Raw genomic sequence first — 25384 nt, forward strand, 5'->3', positions numbered from 1 at the left:
TCTGAGCCCTGCCCTGCACGGCACGGCCCCTGAGAAACCACTTTCGACACACGCCCTAGACGGCACCGGGGCCACCCCGCGAACGCTGACGTAGGCGATCCTGCGGGCGCCCCAGCGCGGATGGGCCCGCCGCAGTTCACATATCGCCGCCTCGACCTCGGCTGTCACCCGGTGGGGACTGTGGTGCGGGCGCCGGGAGACTTCTTCCAGTCCGGTGATGCCGTCGGCTTCGTAGCGGCGGCGCCAGTTGTGCACCGTCTGCCGGGAGACGCCGTACCGGACCGCGACCTCCGTGATCGGCGACCCGGCCAGCACCTCCCGGACCGCCCGGTACCTCTGATCGACCAGCCATGCCCGGTCGTGCTCCACCCCGCACCCCACCCGAAGATCCAGAAACAGGCAGGCAGGAGAAGACCACCAACAGGCCGTCGGCGTCAAGGATGTCCCGAGAACACAACGTCAAAGAAGTCCCGAGACCTCACACCACAGGTGTCTTGGGCGTGGTGTCCCAGCAGGATGCCTCCGGTCTCTGTGGTGTAGTCGGCCGTGCGCAGCTCGGTGGTGATGACGTGGGCGGCCGGGGCGGTGAGGTGGACGGTGGTGACGGGCCGCTGGGTCATGGTGCTTCGCAGGTGGGGCAGCCGGTTCGGGGCGGGGTGGCGTCGAGCCAGCGCAGTTCGGCGGTGCGGTCGAGGTCGAACGGTGGGGCCCAGTCGGGTTGCCGGAGCAGGCCGAGCAGGGCGTGCTCGCCCGGCAGGCGCTGGTCGGGGTGTCCGGCGCGTTCGAGGAGGGTCGCGACGGCGGTCTTGGCCGCGAGGTGGGCGACCAGGTGGAGGTCGGAGCCGACGGCGGTCATGGGGCGGTGCCGGGTGCCGGTGCCGTATCCGGCGTCCAGGGTGGGCTCGGGGTCGAGGCTGCCGGTGTCGGTGAGGTTGTGGCGCCGGCAGGTGAGACAGCCATGTTGGGGCCAAGGGCGGAGTCGGAGGATCTCGCCGAGGGCGCCGTCTTCCAGGACGCAGGCGAGAACGGCGGTGAGGCCGGCGCGGCGGGCCAGGTGGCCGGTGACGCGGCGCGCGGCCATCCCGTCTGCTGCGCATACGACGAGGTGGGTGTCGGTGAGGAGAGCCCGGATTTGGTCGGCGTGCTCGATGACGTCCAGGGCTCGCGCATCGACTTTCGTGTCGGGGCGCAGAGCGGTGAGTTCCTCGGCGAGAGCGGTGACCTTGTGCCGGCCGGTGTGCTTGCGTGCGCTGGTGTGCCGGACGAGGTTGTGCCAGTCGAGCCGGTCGGGGTCGACGAGGGTGAGAGAGCCGATGCCGTAGCCGGCGAGGGCGTGCGCGGTGGCCGAGCCGATGCTTCCCGCTCCGACGAGCATGATCCGCTTGCTCTGCAGCTCGTGCACGGGCCAGTGGTCGTTCAGTTGCTGGATACCGGTAATGCCGGGCTCGACGGACACGGCGACGGGCTGCGCACCGCCGGGCGTGACGTGCCAGGCGAGGAGATCCGGCAGCTCGTGCTCGGGGTAGGCGTCCTTGAGCCCTGGGGCGTAGGTGATGGCCACGTAGCCCGGTGCTCCGGGTGCTTTGTAGCCGTTGGGCACGGCGGCTCGGAATGCGTCGAGTTTGAGAGAAGTACCGCGTCGTGCCCTCAGGGCCAGCCACATCAGGTGCAGGTCGGGACTGGCGCTCAGCCACCAGCCGGTCGAGACGGACGGGTAGCTGGCCAGCAGACGGTGCTCGGGTGACGGTTCCACCGGCAGGATCGTCTGGCCCTGTTGCGACAGGCCCCGTACAACGGCGTACTGTTCCGGGTCGTTGATGCGCAGGGACAGCCGTCCCCACGATCCCAGGGACCGTATTTGGGCTGCTGCCTGCTGCGGGATGAGGATCAGCACGCTGGGCGGTCCTGTCCGGCTGTGGCCTGGTCGCTGCGCTCGGGGTCGTCGGGCGGAGCTGGGGGCTGGGTGAGGATGTGATCGAAGCAGAGGTCGTCGACGATGCCGTTGGCGGACATCTGCTCGATCACCCCCGACTTCATCAGGGCGTATTCGACGCGCCAGCCGGCTGCTGTGAGTAGTAGGTCGACGACCGACTCGCGGCCCGTCCATATGTCGTCGCGCAGGAGGCACAGGGTGGCGTCGCCGTTGACGTGCCAGCGGTGCTGGGTCCACTCATACGGTTCGGGCAGCGGGTCCAGGGGGACGAGCCGGGGCGCCACCATGGGGTAGGCCTGGCTGTATTCCATGCGTAGAAGGAGTCCTTCGTCGCCGATCCAGCCGGTGAGGTGCTCGGGCTCAGGCCGGTCGAACGGCCAGCGCGGCAGCCTGCCTTCCCAGCTTCCGGCTCCTTCGTCGTTCCAGGCGAGGCCCGGGAACCGGGTGGTGATCTCCTCGCGGTCGCGGTGCAATCGGCGTGGTTCGCACGCCCACCAGGGGATGGGCGTGCGGTCGGTGGAGGTGTGCGCGGTCGTCATCCCTGGGGTGCGTCCTTGATGGGGCGCGGGGTGATGAACGCGGGCGCGGTGATCAGGGTGGGTGCCTTGGCTGGGGCGGCGGGCGCCGGGAAGTCCTCGCCGAGGATCTGCTGCCACAGCCGCAGGGCTTGGTCGGTGTCGCCCTCGGCCGCCGCCGCGCAGGCCCGCTCGGCGATGTCTGCGGCCTCGGCGAACGCCGCGGACAGGCCCACACGGTCCAGGTCCGGCTGGATCTCGCCGCACAGGTCGGCCGGGTCCCATACGCCCTCGTTGACGCGGACCGCGGCGGCGGTGAAGAACGTCTTCAGTGCCTGGGACCGGTTGCCGGACTTGGGCATGCAGTTCAGGGCGAGGACCTCCATGACGAGGGACTTGATGCGCCCCTCGACCGGCACGGTGTGCCGCCACTGCTTGAGCACCCTCACCAGCGGCCGGAAGTACGACCAGGCGCGCTGGTGGTCGGCCACCTTGTCGATGAGGTACTCCGGGTCGGCCGGCACCCACCGGGTGGTGAGCGTCTCGGGGATGAGCAGTGAGCCGTCCGCCTGGCGCAGCGCGGCCATGACGTCCACGGTGAAGGCGTCGGGGTCGTCCGGGTCGTCGAGGAAGCACTTGACCGCGTGGTTGCGCAGCAGGGTGTGCCGGACCACGTTGTCGTGGGTGCCGTTGGTCTGGCTCAGCAGCCGGTTGACCTGGCGGCGGATGTACTCGAGGGCCTCTTCGGCGCTCGGCCCGTCGCTTCCCCACTCGGGGTGCTCGTCGGGGTCGTAGATGGCGATGATGTCCACGTCGTGGATGGGCTTGAGCTGGGTGCTGCGGCTGAGCGAGCCTGAGCCGAACACCTCCAGGACGTCGGGCTCACCGCCGAGGGCGGTCTTGAACAAGTCCCGGCGCTCGCGGGCCAGTCTGGTCTTGTCGATGTCCTCGTCGACGGTCTTCTGGAACGTGTTGAACGCGTCGTCGACCCCCATGCGGTGTGCCTCCTCGGGTGCGTTGTCCAGCCCGGGTGCACGCCGCGGCTGCAGGCTCCCGAGTCGGGCGCCGCGGCCGCAAACAGGCATCGATGGCTGCTCGTTCACCACGGTACGACCCACCACTGACAACGCCCCTCACATCAGAGCCAGTCGATCACACGGGGGTGCTCGTGGGCGTCGGTGCTACGGACTTGGCACAGATGGAAGTAGTGATCAGATGAACAGGCACAGCCCGGGTCAGGGCCACCGGGCGCGGGGCTGCGGCTTGTTCGGGTATCGGCCATGGAACGCGCGCGCCTCTCAACGCATGATCACTGCAAGAGTCTTCAGCCCAGGTGTCCAGAGCGCAGAGCAGGGGGTTCGCGTGAGGTGGTTCGGGCAGTTGAGGCGGCTGGTGGTCTCCCGGGAGGGCGGTGGCACCGTGTTGATGGCGGCCTGCACGGCCGTCGCCTTGGGTGTGGTGCCGAGCATCCTGGAGCAGTGGACCAGCCGGCAGTGGGTGTTTGCCGTTGTCTTCGTCGGCGCCCTTGCCCTGGTGCTGGTGGGGTGGGTGCTGCAGCGCCCGCGCGGGCTCGGCGTGGTGGTCAGCTTGTATCCGGCCGACCGTACGCAGGCCTCACGGGTCGTGGCGCTCAAGAACGCCTCTCGCCGTGCGCACAGCGCGGTACTGGTCGTCGATCGCGCGGTCCTGTGGCCCGGTGAGCGCTCTGTGCCGGGCTGCTTGGACGTCGTCGACTTCGTCGCCCGGCTCATCGATGCGCAGATCGAAGAGCTGCGAGCAGCCGCTGGAGCGGAGCCCGACGTCGCCCTGTATGTACTCGCTCATCTGCAGGACGGGTTCCTTCTGGGCCGGCGCCTGGCCGACGATGCCCAGCTGTCGCTGGCCGTGATGCATCTGTCGCAGCAGACCGGCCGCTCGGTGGTCCCTGGAGTCGAGCTCGGCGGCTCGCTGCGTGCCGCGCTCAGCGACCACCAGCGCGGTCAGCTGAGCCGGCACCTGGCAACTCCCGCATCCGGCCGGCCGCAGCTGGTGGAGATACCCGACGCAGCCGGACAGCAGCGTCACCGGATCGCGCTGATCGTACGTCTCGCATCGGCCGGCTCCATGATCGATGACGCCCGCCACGTGGCAGCAACCGGACAGGTCACCCGCGGGCCAGGACACCACACCGGCTACCGCCTGTCGCCACCGGGCCCGGCACACGCGAACGGCCCGTGCGGGGCCTATCTCGTCATCGACACCGGCAACGCCTACCTGCCCGACGATTCCGCCCTCTACGCCGCGGTGACCACCTATATCTGGGAGTGCTGGCAAGCCGCCCGGCAAGAGTGGGCGCAGCGTCTCGGCGACACTATCGCGGTGGAGGGACTGCTGTTCTTCCACGGCCCGCTGCCGATCGCTGCCGCGCTGGGCTGGCTGACGGCTCGTGACCGCCTCACTCTCGTCCATCACGATCTTCGCCTGGCTCAAGGCACGACGTCTCCCCCGGCGGCGAGCTCGTAGAGGCATGCCGGGGCCTCATGCGTCGATGACGAACGCCTTCTCGTACAGCTGCTGCCCGTTCACGTCCTCGTACACAGTGGTGGGGCGCAGCCGGTTCCACCGGTTGCCCAGCAGCAGGGACAGGCCTCTGGGCCCGGCCTGGAAGAGGTGGATTGCGGGGTGCGTGCGGCAGGCACGGCGCAGCAGGTCCCGGATACCGACGGCCAGCGCGCTGGCAGCCGCGGCATCCGGGATGGAGTTGTCCTTCGGCCCGCCGGGCGGGCGCAGTACCAGCAGCCGGGAGACGGGCACCTGCTGCTCCCGCAGGAAGTCCAGCACGTCCTGCGTCGGGTCGGTGGCGACCGCGATGGCCACGGCGAGATCCGGTCCGAGACCGAGGGCGTGCTCGCCGACGGCAGGCGCCAGCGGAGCCTCGTACGCTTCGGCGGACGACCACAGTTGATCGCGCTGGGCCACGGCCAGGTCGACGCCGGTCACCATGCGAAAGGCGGCGCCGACCACGAACGCGGGTGCCAGGCGCAGGCTGCCGGTGACGGCGACCGCGGTCGTGCCCGGCGGCATCCTATACGGTGCGGCTTCGATGTCCGCCTGCAGCTGCGCCCAGGTTGCCGGGGCCTGCGGGCGCCGCTTCACATACGGTGAGTCGCCCTCGAAACGGTCCATCCAATCCACCACGTAGTCGGCATCCTCCGCCATCGGATCCGGCTTCAGGGTGGCGATGGACACCACCGCACGCGAGGAGCCGGCTTCCAGGCGAAGAGACCGGATCGCCTCCCTGATGTCTGCCAGGGACAACCGGCGCTGGCCGTCGGCGACTTGGCGGGCCACCCAGTCCGCGCCGGCGTGCATCGCCTCCTCGTCGAATCGCAGCCCTGCAGCAAGCATCAGCATCTGCAGGTGCTCGTGCAGGTGCATCACGTCCCGTGCCAGGTCCAAGCGCAGCGCCTTCAGCAGGTCAAGCAGCCGCTCCTCGCTCAGCCCGGCGCCATCAGCCCAACGCCTGCGGGCCTGGCCCTTCTTCGATCTCGGGCCCTGCTGCGCCGCCTTGGGCACGAGCAGCTGGGTGCGGGAATCCCGCAGCGAGATGAGTGGATCCTCGGCGTCCGGGGACCGGTTGCTCAGCAACACAAGGTCGACCGGAGTGCCGTCCTCGGTGAGCTGCTGCCAGGCCTGCGCCAGCTTCCGCAGGATCGACGGGCCGCCCTTATCGCTTAGCTTGAGCAGGTAGTCCTCATTGACCGGGGTGGAGCTGTCCGCCGCGTACTTGACCTGTGTGTAAGTGTGCGGCGGCTCCTTTCGGTACAGGACGACATCATCCACGTTTCCCACGCCGTCGACCTCGACGCCGACCGCCACCACCGGGTTCGATGCGCGCAGCTCCGCATCCCGCACTGCAGTGACACACCCCTGCCACGCAACCAGCCACTGATACCGGTCACCGGCGATACGAACCCCCGTCGAACTCGGGGCAGGAAGGTCAGGCACCGAAACACGATCCCCCACTCAAGCGGAAACCACACCGCAACCAACAGCACTCAGTAGAGCATCACCCGCGTGCCCACCACACCCGTACCGGAAGTCCATCGCGCCCCTGAGGCGCCAGGCGCGCGCCGAGGCCCTCGATCACGCCCGCTGACGCCACAACTACCCCACGAAAGATCGCTAAGAGCCCGCCTACGGGCCATCCACGCCGCGCTGATCACCGCCCCGCAACACGTCCAGGAGCACTTGATGTCAGTCCATGGCAAGTTACGGTGAGCCAGGTAAGAGGGCTGCAAATCAGAGAATCCGCAGGTCAGTTGCTCCCGGACGCCGTCCGCATGTTGTTGAAGCCTCGCAGGTCAGGAGGCACTGAGAAGGCCAAGATCACTTCATCTATCCCTGGTCGTGACACGCACAGCATGCCCTCCACTCGCCGCCACATTTATTGGGAACCTTCCGGTGCCTAGCCGGCGATCGGCGAACGGCGCTGCCGCAGGTACCAGCTGATCTCGAAGGGGAACTGCGGCGCCGCCATGGAGAATCCGGCTTCGTCCTCGAAGACGAGCCAGGCTCCACGAGCCGCCGCGAGTCTTCCCGCGCAGTGCCACACCTCCTTGACCCACCCGGCGACCGCGTCATCGTCCCGCTCGACAGCGCGTCGGGTTGGAACCCGGCAGGACCAGCCGTTGCGGACCAGGAGTTTGCGCACGCCCTGGATCCTGCAGGTCAGGTGGAAGCGCCGGCCGATCACCGTTTTGACCCGCGCCAACGTCCACCGCTGATCCTCCCAGCCATACGCGGCCGGACCCTTGGCCAACTCCGCTTCCAACTGCGCGAACTGCTTTTCGCTCGCCTCGGAAACGATGCCGGCTGCCCCTGCGACCGCAGCGCCCGGGGACCGCCCTCGTCCCACGTCCGCCGCCACCGCTGCACCGAACGGACGCTCACCCGCAGGTCCTTGGCGATCACAGCTGCTCCGGGATGGTCCGGTCGGCGACCGGCGGGGCATCAGGCGGCGGCGCGCTTGGTGTGAAGTTCGGTATCCAGTTGTTCGAAGAGCTCATTGCCGGAGGCCGTGAACTTGGCTATGCCCTCGTCCTCCAGCACCCGCACCACGCCGTCATAGGACACTCCGACAGCGTCCAGGTCATCGAGTACCTGCTGGGCTTCCGCGTAGGTGCCATGGATGGTGTCGCCCTGGATGCGGCCGTGGTCCGCGACCGCGCGCAAGGTCTGTTCCGGCATGGTGTTGACCACCCCGGGAGCCACCAGTTCGTCGACGTAGCGGGTGTCGTCGTAGGCGGGATCCTTCACCCCCGTGGATGCCCACAGCGGGCGTTGCGGGCGCATCCCGGCCGCCGCCAGGGCCCGCCACCGGTCCGATGCGCACGCCTGCTCAAAGTGCTGGTAGGCCAGGCGCGCGTTCGCGATCGCGGCCCGGCCGCGCAGGTCCCGCGCCTGCGGCGTGCCGATCTTGTCCAGCCGGCTGTCGACCTCGGTGTCCACCCGGCTGACGAAGAAGGAGGCCACCGACGCGATGGACGTCAGGTCGTGGCCCGCCGCATGCGCCCTGCCCATGCCCTCCAGGAAGGCGCGGAGCACCTGGTCGTAGCGGCCCAGAGAGAAGATCAGGGTCACGTTGATACTGATGCCCTCGGCAAGCGCCGCGCTGATCGCCTCCAGGCCCTTCTGCGTGGCGGGGATCTTCACGAACATGTTCGGGCGGTCCACCAGCCACCACAGGGCCCGTGCCTCGGCAACCGTCGCCGCAGTGTCGTGGGCGACGCGCGGATCCACCTCGAGCGACACTCGCCCGTCGATACCGTCACTGGCCTCGTACACCGGGCGCAGTGCGTCGCAGGCCCAGCGCACGTCGAACGCGGTCAGCAGCCTGACGGCCTCTTCGACCCGAACCCCGCGCCGGGCGAGACCTTCTACCTGCTCGTCGTAGCGGGCACCGGAGCGGATCGCCTTGGCGAAGATCGTCGGGTTGCTGGTGATGCCGACTACCCGCTGCTCCCCCACCAGGCCGGTCAGCTGGCCACCCGCAAGCCGTTCCCGGCTCAGATCGTCCAGCCAGACCGCTACGCCTTCAGCGGCCAGCCGGTCCAGTTTCTCACTCATGATCTTCCTTCCTCACTTCACGCAAGGAGGCCGGCGACGGCGCAGTGATTCGATGCCGGGCGGGTCTGGAACCCGCGTTCCGGATTGCCGAGCCCGCCCCGGCCACGCGTGCGGGTGAGCCGATGGGGCCCACCCGCCCGTCATCTTCCGTGACCGGCCTGCCGTCAGTGAGACTGCCGCTTGCCGTGGTAGCGCTGTGCAAGCCGGGCGAGGGCGACCGCGCCGAGCAGAAGGCCGAAGTCGCGCAGCACGATGTCGTAGTGCCCGGGGATGGTCAGCAGGTTGACGATGATCCCGGCGAGCCATCCGGCCACCAGCCAGCCCCCGAAGCGCGGGGCGAGCGCCACGGCGAGGCCCGCGACGATCTCGATCACTCCGACTGCGTACATGGCCGCCTGGGCGCTGCCCGGAACGACATCGTTGATCCACGGCGCGAGGTAGACGGGCCAGTCCACGAGCAGGTTGGCGAACTTGTCCAGCCCGAACAGGACCGGCGCCACGGTGAACCCGGTGCGCAGGATGACGAACGCCTGGTAGCCGGGATCGTTGAGTACGGCCCGCCGGGAGGAGGCGGATGTGGTGGTGGTTGTGGTTGAGGACGACATGACGCCCTTCCTTCTATCGACAACTCTCACTATCGATAGAAGCGCGGAATCCTTCTTTAGTCAATCGCTATGGGTTTTACACTGGTGTTCGTGGACCACTCGAAGGAAGCACCCCGCCCCGGCGTCTCCGCCGTCGCCGCGCTCGACGAACCGACCCGCAGGAGGCTCTACGACCACGTCGTGCGCCAGCCGGGACCGGTCAGCCGCGACGAGGCCGCCGAGGCCCTCGGCCTTGCCCGGCAGACCGCGGCGTTCCACCTGGACCGGCTGGCTGACGAATCACTGCTCGACGTCGTCTACGCACGGCGCAGCGGACGCACCGGCCCAGGAGCGGGCCGGCCCGCCAAGCTCTACAAGCGCTCCAGCAAACAGGTCACCGTCAGCCTGCCCGAGCGGCACTACGAACTGGCCGGACGGCTCCTCGCCCAGGCGCTGGAGGAATCCGAAGCCACCGGTGAGCCAGCCCGCGCGGTCCTGCACCGAAAGGCCCACGAACTGGGCACACAGCTCACCGGACCGGGCCAGACAGACGTGTTCGCCGTGCTGGAGGAGAGCGGCTTCGAACCCCGCTGCGACGGTGACGCCATCGTCCTGGGCAACTGCCCCTTCCACACGCTCGCCCGCGAACACACCCAGACGGTGTGCGGCATGAACCTCCACCTACTGCGCGGCGTGCTGGACGGACTCGCCGAAAGCAGCCTCCAGGCGTGCCTGGCACCCAGCCCCGGCCACTGCTGCGTCCGCCTGGAGCCGGCATCCTCACCGCCCACCAGCGTGCGCCCATCCTGAGGCGCAACACCACCCGCCCCGGCAGCTCGACATCCCGGAGGAGCACGTCATGGACGCCACCGCACCGATCACGGCTTCGTAACCGGGGGATCCGCCGCAGGACCCCGGCCCAAGCAAAGGAACGGTGCCCGGCGACGGGCCAACCGCCAGTCGTCGCAGCTGGGCTCACGCCAGGGGCGGGGGCGACGCCCTGGGCCCGGGCAAGTGCGGCCGAACACGGCGGGCGTCTTGGTCCAGCCCTCCGCGTTCAGCCGCACTTGCCCGCTCATGTTGTGCTCACGCACGAACGCGAGCAGTCTCGTGGTGATCGAGCCGCCGACGACGGATCTTGGCGTGCCCGGCGACCTCCGGCCTCAGTCCGGTACTCACCCGAAGCCGCACCCGACAACGGCACGGCAGACGGGGAATCGCCACCCTTGTCTGAGCGACGATTTCGACCCAATGCGCACTCACTGCACAAGACGCTCTAACCGGGTCAGCAAGGTCAGGGATTCCTCATCGACGGTCTCGCCTCCCGCTGTCACTGCTGCTCCGCGCTGTACCAACGCGGCTTCGACCACTGCGATGAGTGCAGCCCCGGAACTTACGCGCCGACCCGGTCCCGCACGCCCACCCTCACCCCACACCCCCCACACACGCCTCCGAAGAACCTGTGCAGGAGCGCCACATCGGCTGCACACAGCCTTCCGGCAGCCCCGTTAGCGTTACTGGCCGCTCGATCCCACGCGCGGCCGTTCACCCGCCGCAGCCCGGCGGGCCGACGACACGCCAACCCAGGAAGACCGCACATGGACTACTGCTCCTCGTGTCACCGCGGCCGCCCTGGGGGCACAAAGCCGGTCGCCTGCCACAAGGAGCCGGAGAACCTTTCCTGTGCGGCGGGGTTGGAGACCCACAACATTACGCGGTGACGGCCACGGCACCGAAGCTCCCCCAACGTCACCCGCAGCCCGGCGGTCCCGCTGAAGGAACGCGGCGGGCATTTGCGCCGGAGCCTCCCCGGTGGTCACTCGGGTCGGCAGTCCGGGCGGGACAGCGGCCACCGCAGGACGCGGTATCTCGAGGACCAAAACAAGGTCTGGCTGCGCCTGTCAACAGACCGCACCAACACCCTTGTGCGGCGGACCGACCAGGAATGGGACGACTACCTGCGCCGCCTCTGCCAACGCTTCACCTGACACACCGAACGCACTTCTGCCCCTCATCAGCACCATTGAGGGAGGACCTCATCATGGGTACGCATTCCGTCATCGCCGCAGCCGCCGCAACCGGCGCACTGGCCGTTCTCGCTGCCACACCGGCTCAAGCCGCCGAGTACTCCTCAGCGTTGAAGGTCCGCGGAGTCCGGTACAACGCGTCCGGCCCGGACTCCAACAGCTGCTCCACCGGCAACACCGACGAGGAATACCTGACGATCAAGAACTACTCGTCCTCGGCGACCGTCAACCTCAAGGGCTACGTCGTCAAGGACGCCGCCGGCAACCGCTTCACCTTCACCGCCAGCCACTCCCTCCAGCCCGGCGACTACATCAAGCTCCGCGGCGGCAACGGCACCGACTCCGACTCCGACTCCGACAGCAGAAACGTCGTCCACCGCGACACCTGCAACTTCATGTGGAACAACGACCGCGACACGATCTACTCTCCGGCAACCGCGCAGACGTCCACGCCTCCACCAAGACCGCAAACGGCCGAGACGGCAACGGCTACATCCGCTACCACAGCTGACTCCGCCCACCTGCCCCCACCTCCCCCGGCGGGAGCGGGCCCACCCCGGCTCAATCTCAGCTGACCTGTTCCATGGGGGGTGCCTCAGCTCACAGCGACCGCTGGAGCGGGCATGGAACAACTGGGGGCAGCTGACGGTTCATCTGTATGTGGCTGCGGAGGGGACAGTGTCCCCGGGCCTCACCTACAGCCCATGGGGACGATCGTCCGGCTGAAGCCCCATGGAGCCCTCCGCCGAGAGGCGACCGCCCTCCGCACGCCACCACCTCACTGCCCCGGCTGGTCTCCCCCGTCCAGCCGGGGCTTTCACATGCGTGCGATCGCCGGCGAAACCTGCCGAGCACGGGCCGTAAGACGGCGGCCCGGCAACTGGCGTCACCGACCGGTTCCAGTGGCGAAGGCGGAGAGGCGGCAGGCGTATGACCGGTGACGAGCGGCATGGACAACGCGGCTGACGCCGCGCCGTTGCCCCTTGATGTCCCCTGAGGTCAGTGCGCCCGGGTAGCGAATGGCTTCCTGCAGCACCGGCAGCGGTCGACTGAGACCACGGACGCCCTCGCCAGCGGACTTACAGCGACAGGGTGGCCATGCCCGGCAGCCCATGCTCGTACTGTTACGCACTTTTGGGTGACGGGCTGGCGAGAGGGCCGGAAGGGGGTGTGCTGGCCGAGGTCGAAGTCGGCCCGGTATTCATGAGGCAGACGGAGCTGACGGGGCACCAGGCAGACTGGTTTCGTTTGGTGAATGGATCATGCAGGCGACCGTCACGAAATTATGGGCAATTCGTAACAGGCGTCGCGTAACGCTTATATCGGGCAGATTGGGCGGGAGTGTGTGGGTCCTCGGCCACTGGGCCGGGCCCCACACCAGCAGACCTCGGCACCTTCTATGCCGGACTCCGGTCTGCTACCACTGAAATGAAGGGTCTTCATGTCTGCTTCCCTGTCTGTCACCGCCCGCCGCCTGTCCCTCGCCATCGCCGCGGCCGGCGCCCTGGTGGGAGCGACGGCCGTGCCGGCCTCCGCCGACCATGCCCCGCGTCCCCACCGGCCGCACGTGGAGATCAGCAACGTGCAGTACAACTCGCCTGGCTACGACGACGGCAGCAACCGTTCGCTGAACAGAGAGTGGGTGGAGCTCACCAACACCTCGCGCCACGCGGTGAACCTGGACGGCTGGACGCTGTCGGACGAAGACGGCCTCACCTACACCTTCGACGGCTTCTGGCTGGCGGGGCGTGCCACCGTTCGCGTCCACACCGGCACCGGCCGCGACAGCGGCAGCGACGTCTACCAGGACCGGCACGGGTATGTGTGGGACAACCGCTCGGATACCGCCACCCTGAGCAACGACCGTGGCCGCGTCATCGACACCGACTCCTGGGGCGACCACAACCACCGCGCCGGCGGCCACCACGACCGCTGAGCCACCCTGACACGCTACCCAGAGGCCACCGCCACGTCGCGCGCATCGCAGCCCACCCCCAAGCCTGCTCTGCACAGAACAACCCCCGCCTGCGCGGGGGTTACCCCTTCCTCAACCCCGGCCTGATCGAACACGTCGATATGCCCCCGGAGCGGCCCCTGGCTATGTATGTGATTTGTTGGTGGTTGCGGGAGGCGGTTTGGTGCTCTGAGTGGGTGTTCTGCGAGCGTTCGGCGGTTCTCGTTGGCTTGAGGGCGGGTTGTCCGGTTCCGGGGCTTCAGGGTCGGCCGGTGGTGCGGTCTGCTGGGGAGCGTGGGCGGGCGTCAGCCGTACCCGAGTGATCTGCCGGATGAGGCATGAGAGCTGATCCGGCCGGTCATCGCGGCCTGGAAGGCGAGGCATCCCTCGGTCAGCGGGCCTGCGGGCCAGTACGAGATGAGGGAGATCGTCAACGCGATCCTGTACCAGGCCCGTACCGGCTGCCAGTGGCGTTACCTCCCGCACGACCTGCCGCCCAAGAGCGCGGTGTACTACTACTTCGCCAAGTGGCGCGACGACGGCACCGCCGAGACCATCCATGACCTGCTGCGCTGGCAGGCCCGCGAAATGCGCAAGCGGCACGAGGATCCCACCGCTGTCGTCCTGGACTCGCAGACGGTACGGGCCTCGGTGAACGCGCCGAAGGACACGACCGGGCTGGATCCTGGCAAGAAGAGCCCGGGCCGCAAGCGGGGCATCGCCACCGACGTCCTCGGCCTGATCATCGCCGTGGTCGTGGTCGCCGCGAGCGTGCACGACAACGCGATCGGCATCGCCCTGCTGGACAAGGTCGCCGCCACCGCCCCCACAGTGACCAAGAGCTGGGTGGACGCCGGGTTCAAGCAGGCCGTGGTCGAGCACGGCGCCCGCCTCGGCATCGACGTGGAGATCGTCCAACGTGATCCCGGGGCAAGAGGGTTCACCCCGGAACCCAAGAGATGGGTGGTGGAGCAGACGTTCGGCACCCTCCTGCTGCACCGCAGACTCGCGCGGGACTACGAGACCCGGCCGGCCAGCTCGGTGGCAATGATCCACTGGTCCATGACCGACGTCATGCTCCGCCGCCTCACCCGCACCGCCACCCCGACCTGGCGCGATACATCCCAGGCGAGCGGGAGCAGGCGGTGAGAGAGCTCCTGGACAAGATCGAGGCCCGGCAGCGACTGGTCCGCGAGACCGCCGAACGGCTGCGCGAGCAGATCACCGAACTCACCGGGCAACTCGCCGCCGCCGAGCGCACCCTGGAACGGCTGGAGACCACCCGCGAGACCGTGCTGGAACTGGCCACCGAGGACGGCACCCCACCGCCCGAGCCGCTGCCGCCCGGCCACCGCGAGATCCTGGCCCTCTTCGAGCAGAACGGGAACGGGCTGCGCGCCCGGGAGGTCTGCCGCACCCTCGGCACCGGCACCGAACCGCGACACACCGAAGGCATGCGCGCCAAGCTGAAACGCCTGGTCAACCGCGGCATCCTCACCGAATCCGAACCCGGCCCGTTCACCCTCACCCCGTCGGCACCGACCACTCCAGAGACCGACTCAAACTGAAATCAGACGAAGGCCCGCAGAGCACCCACTCAGGCGTCCAGGAAATCCCCCACATTGGGCGCCACATACCCGACGCTGCGCCCCTCGCTGTCGAGCAGTCGGCCCATCTGATTCACGGTGTGCAGGCAGGCGGCCCGGTCCACGATGGAGAGATTTCGACAGCGCTCTGTGATCGTCGCCTCCAGTTGCGGCAGATTCCCGAGCGATCGTAGCCAGACCATCAGCAGGAGGTTCCGCTCTCCCGTAAGGGCGCAGCACAGGCGTACGTCAGGGAGCGCCGTAAGCGAGCGTGCCGTGGACTCCATGTGCTGCGGTGCCACGCTCGCCCACAGTACGGCCGAGTGCGGCCAGCCCGACAAGGACTGCGCCATCTCGCAGCGCAGCCGGAGCAACCGGCCGGTCAGCAGGCGCTTGACGCGGCGGCGCGCGGTGGGCTCGCTGATCCCGGCGCGGTCGGCGATCGCGGTGTAGGACATGCGGCCGTCCTCGTGCAACAGCCGGAACAGCTTGCGGTCCACAGCGTCCAGCCGGGCACCTCCCACCGTGGTGGACGGTGTACTGGCCAGTCCCAATGCGCGTCGCTGTGACAGTTCGAGGCTGCGCAGACGCCATCGGCTCGGCTCGCCGTAGCCCATGGTCCGTACCTCCGCCCGGTACGCCCGGACACCGGACAGCTGCCCTAGCGTGCCGCGCAGGTACGCCGACACCTCCGCGGATGTGCGCAACGTCGCCACGACCAGCAGCCCGTACATGCCTGTGAGGTGGTGGACGTAGCGCACGTGGGGCTCGGCACACAACGCGGTGGCAATGTCGTCCAGCCGGCCGGGAACGCAATCGATCTCGATGTACACCATGCAGAACTCGCTGTGCAGGGCAGTGCCGGCCACACAGGTGACCCACGCCAGTCCCGCCTCGGCCAGCCGCTCCCAGCGGCGTGCCACAGTCACCGGATCGAGCGCGAGCGCCCCGGCCATCTGAGCCCAGGAGGCGCGCGGCGAGAGCTGGAGCGCATGGATCAGCTCCAGGTCTTTCTCATCGACGGAATCGTGCGGCATGCCTCTCCCTATCACCGTGTACGAGCTGCGTATAGGCCCCCATTCGCCTGTCGTGACGGAATGCTGCGTATCGGGAGTCGTTCCACGAAGCCTGCCGATTCTGGTAGCCCAAACACTCTGGGGCACCGAGGAGGTCCGAGATCGTGAGGATCGCACAAGTCGATCAAGACACTGACGGCCGTCGGCAGCAGCGTGACCGAGCTGTCCGCGAGGCGGTGCGGTCCGGTCTGATCGGCCCCGCCCATGTGGCGGCGGGATTCTTGGACGCCGACGGGATCCAGGAGTCCGTGCGCGACCTCCAACGAGCCTTTGGCGACGCGCCAGTGCTGCACACGTTCGCCGCCAAGGCCGCGCCTTTGATCCCCGTGCTGCGCCTGCTCGCCCGGTCCGGCATGGGGTGCGAGGTCGCCAGCCCGGGCGAACTCGCCCAGGCCGTCGCTGCCGACTTCCCACCGGAACGCATCGTGCTGGACTCACCCGCGAAGACCCGTGCCGAGCTGGCCGACGCGCTCGCCTTGGGAGTGGCGGTGAACGCCGACAACTTTCCCGAGTTGGACCGCATCGGCGAACTACTCGCTGTGAGCGAGAGCACCTCGGTGCTCGGGCTGCGGATCAACCCACAGGTCGGCGCCGGAGCCATCGACGCGATGAGCACCGCCTCGCTCAGCTCGAAGTTCGGCGTGCCACTGCGAGATGCCGGAGCACGGAAGCGCATCCTCAAGGCTTTCGCCGAGCGTCCCTGGCTCACTCGGCTGCACGTGCACGTCGGTTCGCAAGGCTGCTCCCTGGAGCTCATCGGCCGGGGAGTGCGCGCCGCGTACGAACTCGCCGAGGAGATCAACGCGATGGCGGGCCGGCAGCAGGTGACCAGTCTGGATATCGGCGGCGGCCTGCCAGTCAACTTTGACGACGACGAGATCCGCCCGACCTACGCGGACTACGTTCGGCAGCTGCGCGCCTCCGTTCCCGAACTCCTGGGCGGGCGCTACAACCTGGTAACCGAGTTCGGTCGATCACTGGTCGCCAAGAACGGCTTCACGGCCGCGGTCGTGGAGTACACCAAAGACACCGGCGGCCGCCGCATCGCGCTGACACACGCGGGCGCGCACATCGCCACCCGCACCGTCTTCATGCCGGAGGCATGGCCGCTGCGGATCGCGGTGTACGACTCCGACGGCAAGCCCAAGCTTGCTCCGGAGCGGGTCCAGGATGTCGCGGGCCCATGCTGTTTCGCCGGGGACCTCGTAGCCCGCGGACGCAAGCTGCCCGAACTGGCACCTGGGGACGTCGTGGTGCTGCTGGACACCGGCGGCTACTACTTCTCCTCCCCCTGGTCGTACAACAGTCTCGCCCGGCCCGCCGTACACGGCTTCACCACACGCGAATCGGACATACGGTTCGCCGCGGTCCGCCCGGAACAGACCCTCGTCGAGATCCTGGCGGAAAGCGGCGTCGACCAGGCAGACGCACTCCTCTTCAGTGACGTGGACAGCACCCCGGCCCACGCGGGCACCCCGGCCCCCACGCGAGGTGTACAGACAGAAGCCCGATCGTGGCACTGACCGAGGTTGCGACGACACCCGCTCGCCGTTTGCCCGCGGCCGGGCAGGCGGCACCCTACGCCGTTGCCGTAGCGGGACTGATCGCCACACCGACACTCGGCTTTGTTGTCGGTACCCGAAACCAACTCCACTGCGAAGGAAGAAAGTTGAACGAATTCGATGTACTCGCCGTCGGCGGTACCGTCATCGACGGCACCGGCGGCCCGGTCCGACGGGCAGATGTCGGCATCCGAGGCGACCGCATCATCTTCCTCGGACGGGCCACGCCTCACGCCACCGCACGGGAGGTACTCGACTGCACCGGCCACGTCGTCGCGCCCGGCTTTGTCGACCTGCACTCGCACGCCGACTACACCGTGTGCGACGCGCCCGGCGCCGAAGCGTGCATCAGGCAGGGCGTCACCACCATCGTCACGGGCAACTGCGGCGCTTCCCCCTTCCCCATACCCCCCGAGCGGCGACGTGCGTGGGAGACCACGCTCGCACGCGTCGACCTCAGCACCGCCGACATGCCCTGGGAGGACTTCGACGGATTCGCACGCGCGGTGGAGGAGGCCGAACCATGCGTCAATCTCGCCGCCCTCGTCGGCCACGCGGCCCTCCGCGTGGCCGCTGTCGGCACCGAACGGCGCCCCGCAACAGCCGACGAGACCGCCCTCATGCGCAAGCTCCTCGCCAGGGCTGCCGAACAGGGGGTGTTCGGTCTCTCCACCGGACTCATCTATGCCCCGGGGTCGTTCGCCGACACCGACGAGGTCGTGGCACTGGCCACCGAGGCCCGGCAGGCCGGACTGCTCTACAGCACCCATGTGCGCGACGAGGGCGACCATCTCGTCGAGGCCGTGACCGAAGCTCTGGAAACCGCCCGACGCAGCGGCGTGCGCCTTCAGATCTCGCACCTCAAGGCCATGGGTCCCGCCAACCACGGCAAGGTGCACGAGGCGCTGACCCTCATCGACTCCGCCGTCGCGGAAGGAGTGGACGTGGCGTGCGATGTCTACCCCTACGCCGCCTCCTCCACCCGGCTCACCTCGCGCCTTCCCGACTGGGCGCTGGACGGCGGTCTCGACGCGCTCCTCGCCCGACTGGAGAATCCGAAGACCCGCGAGGCGATCACTTCGGAACTCCGGGCGAAGACCGGACGCACCTTCCTGCCCGAATGCACCGTCATCGCTGCGATGCCGCCGGGCCGCTACTCCTCGTGGGTGGGAAGCACGGTCCAGGACATCGCCGCTGCCACTGGCCGCGATCCAGCCGAGGCATCCCTCGACGTACTGCGCGCGCACGAGGCCCAGGTCTGGATCGTCAACCATGCAATGTCCGAGGCGGATGTGGAAACCGTGCTGCGCCACCACGGCAGCGCAGTCGTCAGTGACGGCTGGATACTGGACACCGCCACGGACGGCAACCCCCACCCCCGTCACTTCGGTGCGTTCGCCCGGGTCCTGTCCCGGTACACCCGCGACGGCCAGGTCCTCACGCTCCAGGAGTCCGTCCGCAAGATGAGCGCGCTGCCCGCCGCCCGCCTCGGCCTCACCGACCGAGGCATCCTGAGCGAAGGAATGGTCGCCGACATCGCCGTCTTCGATCCCAAGACGGTCAGCGACACCGCCACCTTTGACGCCCCGCTCTCTTATGCCGTGGGCACTCGTCACGTCCTCGTCAACGGCCGCCCCGTACTGCGTGATGGCGACTTCACGACACACCGCCCTGGCACGGTGCTCCGCAAGACGGCCGTGCGCTCCCTCTCCCACCACACAAGGAGGTCCCCGTGAGTTCCACCCTCGTCCAGTCACAGCCGACTGAGCCCCAGTCGAGAGCCTTGCACACCGCGTTCCGGGAACTTCGTGACCTTTCCGCCGCCGGCCACCATCCTCATCGTCGGCTTCGGTATCGCCGTCAGCGAGGCGAGCCGGCTGTTCCCCGCGCCGCTGTGCCCCACATACCCGACCTTCGCGCTGTCGATGACGGTGATGGGACGGTCCGCTCGGAGTTCCACGCCTCCGATTCTTCCTTCACGCCTGGTCAGGAGTCGTGATGACCCTCTCGTCCCCTGTCTCTTTGGCTTCGAATGCTCTGGCCGACACGTTCTTCGACTGGGGCGTGATCGCCGAGACGTTTCCGCGGTTGATCTCCGAGGGCCTGCTGAACACGTTGACGATCGCCGCAGGGGCCATCGTGCTCGGTGTCGTCATCGCTCTGGCGGCCGCGATGCTGCTGCTGTCGAACCGATGGTGGGTGAGGCTGCCCGCCCGGCTCTACGTCGACGTCTTCCGCGGCCTTCCGGTGATCATCACGGTGATGCTGGTCGGTGTGGGCCTGCCCGCCGCCGGGATCCGCCCCTTCGGCACCGACCCCCTCGGCTACGCGGTCCTGGCGATCGGCATCATCTCCGGCGCGTACACCGCGGAGATCTTCCGCTCCGGCATCCAGAGCGTCGATCCCGGCCAGTTGCAGGCCGCCCGCAGCCTGGGCCTGAGCTATCTCAAGGCGATGCGCCTGGTCGTGGTGCCGCAGGGCATCCGCCGCGTGCTGCCCGCCATGACCGGCCAGTTCGTCAAGGACATCAAGGAAAGCTCGCTCGTCTACCTCCTCGGCCTCGCCGTCGGACAGCGCGAGCTCTACTTCATCGCCCAGGAGGAGGTCGCCCGTACCTACAACTCCTCACCCCTGATCGCCGCGGGCATCTGCTACCTCGCGCTGACCATCCCCATGACCTACTTCGTGAACTACCTGGACAGACGGCTGCGCGAAGGCCCCCGCCCCGACAAGACACCGGCCCCGGCCGATCCGGACCTGCCCACCACCCCGCTCCAGCCTGCCGGAGGAGAAGCCCGATGACCCCCGCCACCGCCGGTCCGAACCCAGTCACCCCCCTGCCCGAAGCCAAGACCGAAGCCGCGCCCCGGACACCGGACGACCTCGCCGCCCTGCAGGTCAAAGGGCTCAGCAAGAGCTACGGCTCCAACACCGTGGTACGCGAGGTCACCCTCGATGTGCAGCGCGGAGAGACCCTCTGTGTGATCGGCCCGTCCGGCTCGGGCAAGTCCACCCTGCTGAAGTGCCTGAACCTGCTGGAGATCCCCGACTGTGGTGAGATCTGGCTCGGCGAGACCTGTCTGACCGCGCCGGACGCCGACGTCGACGCCGCCCGCTCCCGCGTCGGCATGGTCTTCCAGCACTTCAACCTCTTCCCGCACATGAGCGTCGAGCGCAACGTCAGCCTCGCCCTGACCTCGGTCAAGGGCATGGGCCGCGAACAGGCACGCGCCACCGCACGACGCCGCCTCGAGGAGGTCGGCCTCGCCGCCTTTGCCGAGCAGCGGCCCAGCCGGCTGTCCGGCGGGCAGCAGCAGCGCGTGGCCATCGCCCGCGCTCTGGCCATGGAGCCGGAGGTGATGCTCTTCGACGAGGCCACCTCCGCGCTCGACCCCGAACTGGTCAAGGACGTACTCGCCGTGATGCGGGATCTCGCATCGGGCGGCATGACCATGGCCGTCGTCACCCACGAAATGGGCTTCGCCCGGGAGGCCGCCGACCGCGTCGCCTTCATGTGCGACGGCCGCCTCGCCGAGATCGGCACCCCCGACCGGATCTTCGAAAGCGCCGAACACCCCCGGCTGCGCCAGTTCCTCTCCCAAATCCTCTGAACCGCCCTCCCAGCACAGAAAGTCCCAGCCATGCACATTTCCCGTAGAACACTGCTCGTCGGCGCCGTCACCACCGCGCTGCTGCTCCCCCTCACCGCCTGCGGCGGCAACAGCAATGCAGCGGACTCCGGAACAGCCAAGTACAAGGACCTGGTCAACCCCGGTGTGATCACCGCGAGCACTGTGTCCGAGCAGCCGCCCTTCGCGGTCACCGACGAGTCGGGCAAGCCCAGCGGATTCGCTATCGATCTGATGAACGAGGCAGCCAAGCGCCTCGGCGTGAAGGTCCAGTACAAGGCCACGAGCCTGCAGGGCGCGCTCACCGGCCTGACCGCCAACCAGTACGACATCGGGGTCGGCGGGTTCATCGCCGCCCCCGAGCGCAGGAAGCAGGTCGACTTCACCACCCCGTACTACTGGGGCTTCACCAAAATCCTGACCCGGAAGGGCGACAAGCAGACCAAGCTGTCGGACTTCGACGGCAAGCGGGTCGGGGTCGTCAGCGGCTCAGTGCAGGAGGACTATATGGACAAGCGCATGCCGGACGTGCGTAAGGTGAAGTTCAAGGACCACACAGCGCTCGTCGCCCAGCTGCTCTCCAAAAGCATCGACGCTGCCATTCTCGGTGGTGGCGTCGCGGACACATACGCCGCGAAGTCGCCGGTACGCATCGCCGTCACACGGGAAGCCCCCCAGGGCACCGCCTTCCCCATGCGCAAGGACGGTGACCCGAAGCTGCTCAAGGACATCGACACCCAGATCAACGCGATGATCGACGACGGAACCTACATCAAGCTCTACAAGAAGTACTTCCAGGACCCGGTCAGCGCCGACCTGATCAAGGAACGACCCAAGCTCGCGAAGCAGGTCGAGAACACCAGCCTGGCCCCTTCCGAGAAGTGACACGGCCGTGGGAGGCCTCTCAGAGGCAGCGCCCCCACCGACCGATTCTCATCACTTCTGCCTGGACAACCGTTTCGGCCAGGAACTCTTCCTCCGGCCGTTAGTAGGAGCCCGGCTCAGAGGAAGTCCGCGGGGCACCTTCAACGCGGTCACCCTCCTTCGCGAGCGGGACGGTCTGAGCTGCTCCTCGGCCCTGGACGCCTCGATTCGCCCATCACGCGCAAGGCCGAACAGTTCCAGTCCGCCCCAGGGCTCCGGAAGTGTAAATCTAACGGCCCTGTCTCACATTCGGTGGATCGCGTACCCCAGATACGTCACCACCGGGCTGCCCTTCGGTTCGAGCACCATGTCGACCAGCTCCGGCAGCTGATCGTCGGTCAGCGTGCCACGCCTGCGCCCGCGCGTCGCGCGCACCAGGCTGCGTACGTCGCGGGGCTTGAACGCCGAGACGTCCTGCTCGGCCAGCCCCGCCCGGTCGAGGGCCTCGGCGAGCTCCGCCGGGCGGCGCAGCCGGTGTGCGGCGTAGCGGCCGCAGGGCATGATCCGTGTGCCCGGGAAGGCCTGGAAGGCACCGAGGTAGATGAGGCGAGACACCAGGGTGCGGTTCACCGTGTCGTAGACGAAGGCCCCGCCGGGGCGCAGCACGCGCGCCGCCTGCGCGAGGACCGCGTCCGGCCGTTCGGTGATCTCGAGGGTGTCGGCGCAGTACACGAGGTCGAAGGAGCCGTCCGGCAGGTCGAGTTCCTCTGCGGGTGTCGTCAGGTAGGTGATGCCCAGCCCGTCGTCCGCGTCCAGCGCGAGGGCCGTCGCGGCGGGGGACGCGTCGGCGGCGACGACCTCGAAACCGAGCCGGGCGAGGCCGCGGGCCAGAAGGCCGCGCCCGCTGCCGACGACGAGCGCCCGGCTGCCGGCCGCCGCGAGGCTCAGCTCCGACAGCACGTGCCGCAGGTATTCCAGCCGTACGGACTGGAAGGTCAGGGCCCGGACGTGGCGGCCGTCGACGGCCGCGGGCCCGGCCGAGTCGAGTTCAATGTGCGGGGCGGTGGGCATGGCAGGCTCCCTCGACGCTCCGGGTCAAGTTCCCTGAGGGAACCTAGCATCGACGAGTTCCCTTAGGGAACCCGTCGGCCATACCATGGGAGCGTGACCCGTACCCCCCTCTCCGGCGTCGCGTGCTCGATCGCCCGCGCGACCGACCTGTTCGGCGACGCCTGGACGGCTTTGATCATGCGCGACGTCCTCGTCGGCCTCCGCCGCTTCGACGAGCTGGCGCAGGACCTCGGCCTGTCCCGCAAGGTCCTCGCCGCGCGGCTGGCCCGGCTGGTCGAGGAGGGCGTGCTGACGCGCGAGCGGTACCAGAACAGCCCGCCGCGCGAGGAGTACGTGGCCACGGAGAAGGGCCGGGAGTTCTACCCCGTCCTGCTGGCGCTGATGGCCTGGGGCGACAAGTGGTACGCGGGGCCCGCGGGGCCGCCCGCCCGGATCCGCCACGACGCCTGCGGGCACCTGGCCACGCCGGTCGTGGCCTGCGACGCCTGCCGGGAGCCGCTCACAGTAGCCGACACGACGCAACTGCCCGGCCCCGGCGGGCAGGTGGGGCCGGGCACGCAGCTGCTGGGACCGCTGATCGCTGCGCGGGGAGAGGGGGTCCCGGAGCCGGTTACGGCCCCGGAAGCCGTCCGATCAGCTCCTTCATGATCTCGTTGTCGGCGGCCCAAGTCTTGTTCACCCGAACGTCCTGCCCGGTGCACACCACGCGGCGCTCAGCCGCAGTAGCCGCTTGACCGCACCCAAAGACTGTCGTCCACGATCCACGGCCGCCTGCTCACGCACCACGAACGGCCGGATCGTCACCAGCCACGCCCGACCAGCCCCGACACGCAAGATCCTGTTACGAGCTCTTTGACACCGTTCTTTTGGTGTCGTTGGGTCACGGAGCAGAAAGCCGCCCGATTCCTCCGGCTGCACCAGGCACTGCGACGGGCCCTGCCGCAGCACCGCGCCGAACTGGACGACATCGCCGCCCTAACAGTGGGCGAGGACCAGCACTCCGTCGATGTCCACGATCACCTGCCCGTCGGCAGCCGGAGCGTCGGGCCCAGCCAACTCCCAGACGCGCCCGTACTTCGGCACGAGCCGAGCGGATCACGGTCAACGCCTTCGGGCCGGTCGCGGCCAGAGCGTCGATGAGGCGGGAGATGGTCGGATCGGAGGCAGCTGGGCCGAACACCTCGGGTTCGGCCCGCAGCATCGCCGCGTCCGCCAGGCAATCCCCGCCCATAGCGACCGCGAGCGCGATATCCAGCAGGACCTTGCCCGGGTCGTGCACCGCCCGTGGCTTGCGCCACGGCGCCAGTGCCGCCGACATCGCGCCGTCCAGACCGGACTTGCGTACCGTCTCGATCAACAGCACCGCCCCGGCCTGCGAGACCACCGAGCGGCCGCCGCCCACGACGCGGACAGGCGGGTAGGACCCACTACGCTTCTTCACCTGAGGAGTGCAGCTTTCTTGACGACGACCAAGACCCAAGACCCAAGACACATCGTCCCAGGTCAGAGGCACTCCTCCGAGCGTTATCGGTGGCCGCTGCCGAAGTGGTGACGCGGGGTAGCCGACCGCCAGCAACACCAATAAGGGGAACCGGATGGATCAGGATGAACGGCTGCTTCATTCCTCCTCGTTCGGCGCGGCGGCGGGCGCATACGCCGAGCACCGTCCGGACTACGCGCAGGCCGCGGTGCGCTGGGCGCTTGAGCCCGCGTCCGGTCCGCGCGTGCTCGACCTCGGCGCCGGAACCGGCAAGCTGACCGCCACGCTGGTCGCACTGGGGGCCGAAGTCATCGCGGTCGAGCCCGACCCGGCGATGCTGACCGTGCTGCGCCGCTCGCTGCCGGCTGTCCGTGCCCTGCCGGGTAGTGCCGAGGCGATACCGCTGCCGGACTCATCCGTCGATGCCGTGCTGGCCGGCAACGCCATGCATTGGTTCGACATGGCCGTCGCGGGACCCGAGATCGCCAGGGTCCTGGCACCCGGCGGCATCCTGGCCGGCCTGTGGAACCTCATGGACGACCAGGTCGAGTGGGTTGCCGGGCTCGCGCGGGTCAGCGGGAGCGCGGCCATCGGCCCGCGTGACACGCCCGCCAGCTGGCGCGCCGAGACGGCCGACATGCACCTTCCAAAGACCGGCGTGGCCGCCCGGTTCGGCTGGCCGGAGCAGGCCGAGTTCCCGCACGGGCAGCGCCGCACCGCCGACTCTCTCGTCGCCACCATCGCGACGCGCGCGGGGGTGCTGGTCATGCCAGAACAGGAACAGGAAGCGACACTGGGCCGGATCCGCGCTTTCCTCGCGAGCAGACCGGAGACCGCCCGCGGCGAGTTCACTCTCCCGATACTGACCGGCGTGCTGCGCGTCCGGCGACGGTGAAGCACCACGTCGGCACCCGAGCCTGACGGGCTTGCTCACCTGAGAGGTGCCTCCGGCTGGTGCGGGAACGACGGCCTCGACAATCCTCATGCTCGCTGGT

22 protein-coding genes and 4 pseudogenes are annotated in these 25384 nt (G+C 68.7%); 13 read left to right on the forward strand and 13 right to left on the reverse strand.

Going from position 1 to position 25384, the window contains the following annotated elements; all coding sequences use genetic code 11:
- Positions 1–45 precede the first annotated feature (45 nt).
- From ACQEVY_RS00505 to ACQEVY_RS00525, 5 genes and pseudogenes are all read right to left on the reverse strand, one after another.
- A pseudogene (locus tag ACQEVY_RS00505) lies at positions 46–348 on the reverse strand (helix-turn-helix domain-containing protein); the annotation flags it as partial.
- An 86-nt stretch (positions 349–434) separates the two neighbouring features.
- Positions 435–620, reverse strand: coding sequence for a hypothetical protein (locus tag ACQEVY_RS00510; RefSeq protein WP_432943609.1), 186 nt, complete (start codon positions 618–620; stop codon positions 435–437).
- On the reverse strand, positions 617–1894 hold the full coding sequence (locus ACQEVY_RS00515) for a HesA/MoeB/ThiF family protein (protein WP_432943611.1): 1278 nt from the start codon (positions 1892–1894) through the stop codon (positions 617–619). Before ACQEVY_RS00515 ends, ACQEVY_RS00510 begins: the two co-directional genes overlap by 4 nt.
- Positions 1888–2472: a hypothetical protein gene (locus tag ACQEVY_RS00520; RefSeq protein ID WP_432943613.1), complete on the reverse strand. Its 585-nt coding sequence runs from the start codon at positions 2470–2472 to the stop codon at positions 1888–1890. Before ACQEVY_RS00520 ends, ACQEVY_RS00515 begins: the two co-directional genes overlap by 7 nt.
- Positions 2469–3443 (reverse strand): hypothetical protein, encoded by a 975-nt coding sequence (locus ACQEVY_RS00525; protein ID WP_432943615.1) that lies wholly within the window; start codon positions 3441–3443, stop codon positions 2469–2471. The genes ACQEVY_RS00520 and ACQEVY_RS00525 overlap by 4 nt, the downstream gene beginning before the upstream one ends.
- 367 nt (positions 3444–3810) lie before the next feature.
- Here ACQEVY_RS00525 and ACQEVY_RS00530 point away from each other — a divergent pair, with 367 nt between their 5' ends.
- Positions 3811–4950 carry a hypothetical protein gene (locus ACQEVY_RS00530; protein WP_432943617.1) on the forward strand — a complete coding sequence of 380 codons (1140 nt, stop codon included), beginning with the start codon at positions 3811–3813 and terminating at the stop codon, positions 4948–4950.
- Between the two features lie 15 nt (positions 4951–4965).
- Here ACQEVY_RS00530 and ACQEVY_RS00535 read toward each other — a convergent pair whose 3' ends face one another.
- The 4 genes and pseudogenes from ACQEVY_RS00535 to ACQEVY_RS00550 form a co-directional block, all read right to left on the reverse strand.
- Positions 4966–6342 carry an SAVED domain-containing protein gene (locus ACQEVY_RS00535; RefSeq protein WP_432943619.1) on the reverse strand — a complete coding sequence of 459 codons (1377 nt, stop codon included), beginning with the start codon at positions 6340–6342 and terminating at the stop codon, positions 4966–4968.
- A 610-nt stretch (positions 6343–6952) separates the two neighbouring features.
- Positions 6953–7407: pseudogene (locus tag ACQEVY_RS00540) on the reverse strand (winged helix-turn-helix domain-containing protein); the annotation flags it as partial.
- A 33-nt stretch (positions 7408–7440) separates the two neighbouring features.
- Positions 7441–8556, reverse strand: a complete 1116-nt coding sequence (gene tal, locus ACQEVY_RS00545; protein ID WP_432943621.1) for a transaldolase — start codon at positions 8554–8556, stop codon at positions 7441–7443.
- A 164-nt stretch (positions 8557–8720) separates the two neighbouring features.
- Complete coding sequence (locus tag ACQEVY_RS00550) at positions 8721–9161, reverse strand: hypothetical protein (protein WP_432943623.1); 441 nt, start codon at positions 9159–9161, stop codon at positions 8721–8723.
- An 84-nt stretch (positions 9162–9245) separates the two neighbouring features.
- Here ACQEVY_RS00550 and ACQEVY_RS00555 point away from each other — a divergent pair, with 84 nt between their 5' ends.
- The 5 genes and pseudogenes from ACQEVY_RS00555 (at position 9246) to ACQEVY_RS00575 (ending at position 14689) form a co-directional block, all read left to right on the forward strand.
- The gene (locus tag ACQEVY_RS00555; protein ID WP_432954991.1) at positions 9246–9950 is read left to right on the forward strand and encodes a helix-turn-helix transcriptional regulator; all 705 of its coding nucleotides are present in this window, start codon (positions 9246–9248) and stop codon (positions 9948–9950) included.
- A gap of 1231 nt (positions 9951–11181) precedes the next feature.
- Positions 11182–11678 (forward strand): annotated as a pseudogene (locus tag ACQEVY_RS00560) (lamin tail domain-containing protein).
- Between the two features lie 930 nt (positions 11679–12608).
- Positions 12609–13103: a lamin tail domain-containing protein gene (locus ACQEVY_RS00565; RefSeq protein WP_432943625.1), complete on the forward strand. Its 495-nt coding sequence runs from the start codon at positions 12609–12611 to the stop codon at positions 13101–13103.
- Positions 13104–13466: 363 nt separating this feature from the next.
- Positions 13467–14270 (forward strand): IS5 family transposase, encoded by an 804-nt coding sequence (locus ACQEVY_RS00570; protein ID WP_432954992.1) that lies wholly within the window; start codon positions 13467–13469, stop codon positions 14268–14270.
- Positions 14267–14689 (forward strand): hypothetical protein, encoded by a 423-nt coding sequence (locus ACQEVY_RS00575; RefSeq protein WP_432943627.1) that lies wholly within the window; start codon positions 14267–14269, stop codon positions 14687–14689. The genes ACQEVY_RS00570 and ACQEVY_RS00575 overlap by 4 nt, the downstream gene beginning before the upstream one ends.
- Before the next feature lie 29 nt (positions 14690–14718).
- Here the strand turns inward: ACQEVY_RS00575 and ACQEVY_RS00580 are convergent, their stop codons facing one another.
- Positions 14719–15744: an Lrp/AsnC family transcriptional regulator gene (locus tag ACQEVY_RS00580; protein WP_432943629.1), complete on the reverse strand. Its 1026-nt coding sequence runs from the start codon at positions 15742–15744 to the stop codon at positions 14719–14721.
- A 143-nt stretch (positions 15745–15887) separates the two neighbouring features.
- Between ACQEVY_RS00580 and ACQEVY_RS00585 the strand changes: the two genes are divergently transcribed.
- Entirely contained in the window at positions 15888–17306 is a 1419-nt protein-coding gene (locus tag ACQEVY_RS00585) for a diaminopimelate decarboxylase (RefSeq protein WP_432943631.1), read from the forward strand.
- Positions 17307–17452: 146 nt separating this feature from the next.
- The gene (locus ACQEVY_RS00590) at positions 17453–19081 is read left to right on the forward strand and encodes an N-acyl-D-amino-acid deacylase family protein (protein WP_432943633.1); all 1629 of its coding nucleotides are present in this window, start codon (positions 17453–17455) and stop codon (positions 19079–19081) included.
- Positions 19082–19098: 17 nt separating this feature from the next.
- On the opposite strand, the gene ACQEVY_RS00595 is transcribed toward ACQEVY_RS00590, so the two are convergent.
- Positions 19099–19305, reverse strand: a complete 207-nt coding sequence (locus tag ACQEVY_RS00595; protein ID WP_432943635.1) for a hypothetical protein — start codon at positions 19303–19305, stop codon at positions 19099–19101.
- A gap of 62 nt (positions 19306–19367) precedes the next feature.
- Between ACQEVY_RS00595 and ACQEVY_RS00600 the strand changes: the two genes are divergently transcribed.
- Genes ACQEVY_RS00600 through ACQEVY_RS00610 form a run of 3 tightly spaced genes read left to right on the forward strand, consistent with a single transcriptional unit; the run spans position 19368 to position 21859 of the window.
- Positions 19368–20147, forward strand: coding sequence for an amino acid ABC transporter permease (locus tag ACQEVY_RS00600; RefSeq protein WP_432943637.1), 780 nt, complete (start codon positions 19368–19370; stop codon positions 20145–20147).
- A complete protein-coding gene (locus ACQEVY_RS00605) occupies positions 20144–20956 on the forward strand; it encodes an amino acid ABC transporter ATP-binding protein (RefSeq protein WP_432943639.1) in 813 nt (270 codons plus the stop codon). Before ACQEVY_RS00600 ends, ACQEVY_RS00605 begins: the two co-directional genes overlap by 4 nt.
- A 30-nt stretch (positions 20957–20986) precedes the next feature.
- Entirely contained in the window at positions 20987–21859 is an 873-nt protein-coding gene (locus tag ACQEVY_RS00610) for a substrate-binding periplasmic protein (protein WP_432943641.1), read from the forward strand.
- A gap of 282 nt (positions 21860–22141) precedes the next feature.
- On the opposite strand, the gene ACQEVY_RS00615 is transcribed toward ACQEVY_RS00610, so the two are convergent.
- Positions 22142–22909 (reverse strand): methyltransferase domain-containing protein, encoded by a 768-nt coding sequence (locus ACQEVY_RS00615; RefSeq protein WP_432943643.1) that lies wholly within the window; start codon positions 22907–22909, stop codon positions 22142–22144.
- 93 nt (positions 22910–23002) lie between these two features.
- Here ACQEVY_RS00615 and ACQEVY_RS00620 point away from each other — a divergent pair, with 93 nt between their 5' ends.
- Complete coding sequence (locus ACQEVY_RS00620) at positions 23003–23557, forward strand: winged helix-turn-helix transcriptional regulator (RefSeq protein WP_432943645.1); 555 nt, start codon at positions 23003–23005, stop codon at positions 23555–23557.
- A gap of 333 nt (positions 23558–23890) precedes the next feature.
- On the opposite strand, the pseudogene ACQEVY_RS00625 reads toward ACQEVY_RS00620, so the two are convergent.
- Positions 23891–24350 (reverse strand): annotated as a pseudogene (locus ACQEVY_RS00625) (transposase); the annotation flags it as partial.
- Positions 24351–24504: 154 nt separating this feature from the next.
- Here ACQEVY_RS00625 and ACQEVY_RS00630 point away from each other — a divergent pair.
- Entirely contained in the window at positions 24505–25284 is a 780-nt protein-coding gene (locus ACQEVY_RS00630; RefSeq protein WP_432943647.1) for a class I SAM-dependent methyltransferase, read from the forward strand.
- The last annotated feature ends 100 nt before the right edge of the window (positions 25285–25384 follow it).

Source organism: Streptomyces sp. CA-288835 (assembly GCF_050936385.1).
Classification (GTDB): domain Bacteria; phylum Actinomycetota; class Actinomycetes; order Streptomycetales; family Streptomycetaceae; genus Streptomyces.

Coding starts and splice junctions, on each gene's coding strand:
- ACQEVY_RS00510 (WP_432943609.1), bottom strand. CDS start 620: ATGACCCAGCGGCCCGTCACCACCGTCCACCTCACCGCCCCGGCCGCC.
- ACQEVY_RS00520 (WP_432943613.1), bottom strand. CDS start 2,472: ATGACGACCGCGCACACCTCCACCGACCGCACGCCCATCCCCTGGTGG.
- ACQEVY_RS00525 (WP_432943615.1), bottom strand. CDS start 3,443: ATGGGGGTCGACGACGCGTTCAACACGTTCCAGAAGACCGTCGACGAG.
- tal (WP_432943621.1), bottom strand. CDS start 8,556: ATGAGTGAGAAACTGGACCGGCTGGCCGCTGAAGGCGTAGCGGTCTGG.
- ACQEVY_RS00550 (WP_432943623.1), bottom strand. CDS start 9,161: ATGTCGTCCTCAACCACAACCACCACCACATCCGCCTCCTCCCGGCGG.
- ACQEVY_RS00565 (WP_432943625.1), top strand. CDS start 12,609: ATGTCTGCTTCCCTGTCTGTCACCGCCCGCCGCCTGTCCCTCGCCATC.
- ACQEVY_RS00580 (WP_432943629.1), bottom strand. CDS start 15,744: ATGCCGCACGATTCCGTCGATGAGAAAGACCTGGAGCTGATCCATGCG.
- ACQEVY_RS00605 (WP_432943639.1), top strand. CDS start 20,144: ATGACCCCCGCCACCGCCGGTCCGAACCCAGTCACCCCCCTGCCCGAA.
- ACQEVY_RS00610 (WP_432943641.1), top strand. CDS start 20,987: ATGCACATTTCCCGTAGAACACTGCTCGTCGGCGCCGTCACCACCGCG.
- ACQEVY_RS00615 (WP_432943643.1), bottom strand. CDS start 22,909: ATGCCCACCGCCCCGCACATTGAACTCGACTCGGCCGGGCCCGCGGCC.
- ACQEVY_RS00630 (WP_432943647.1), top strand. CDS start 24,505: ATGGATCAGGATGAACGGCTGCTTCATTCCTCCTCGTTCGGCGCGGCG.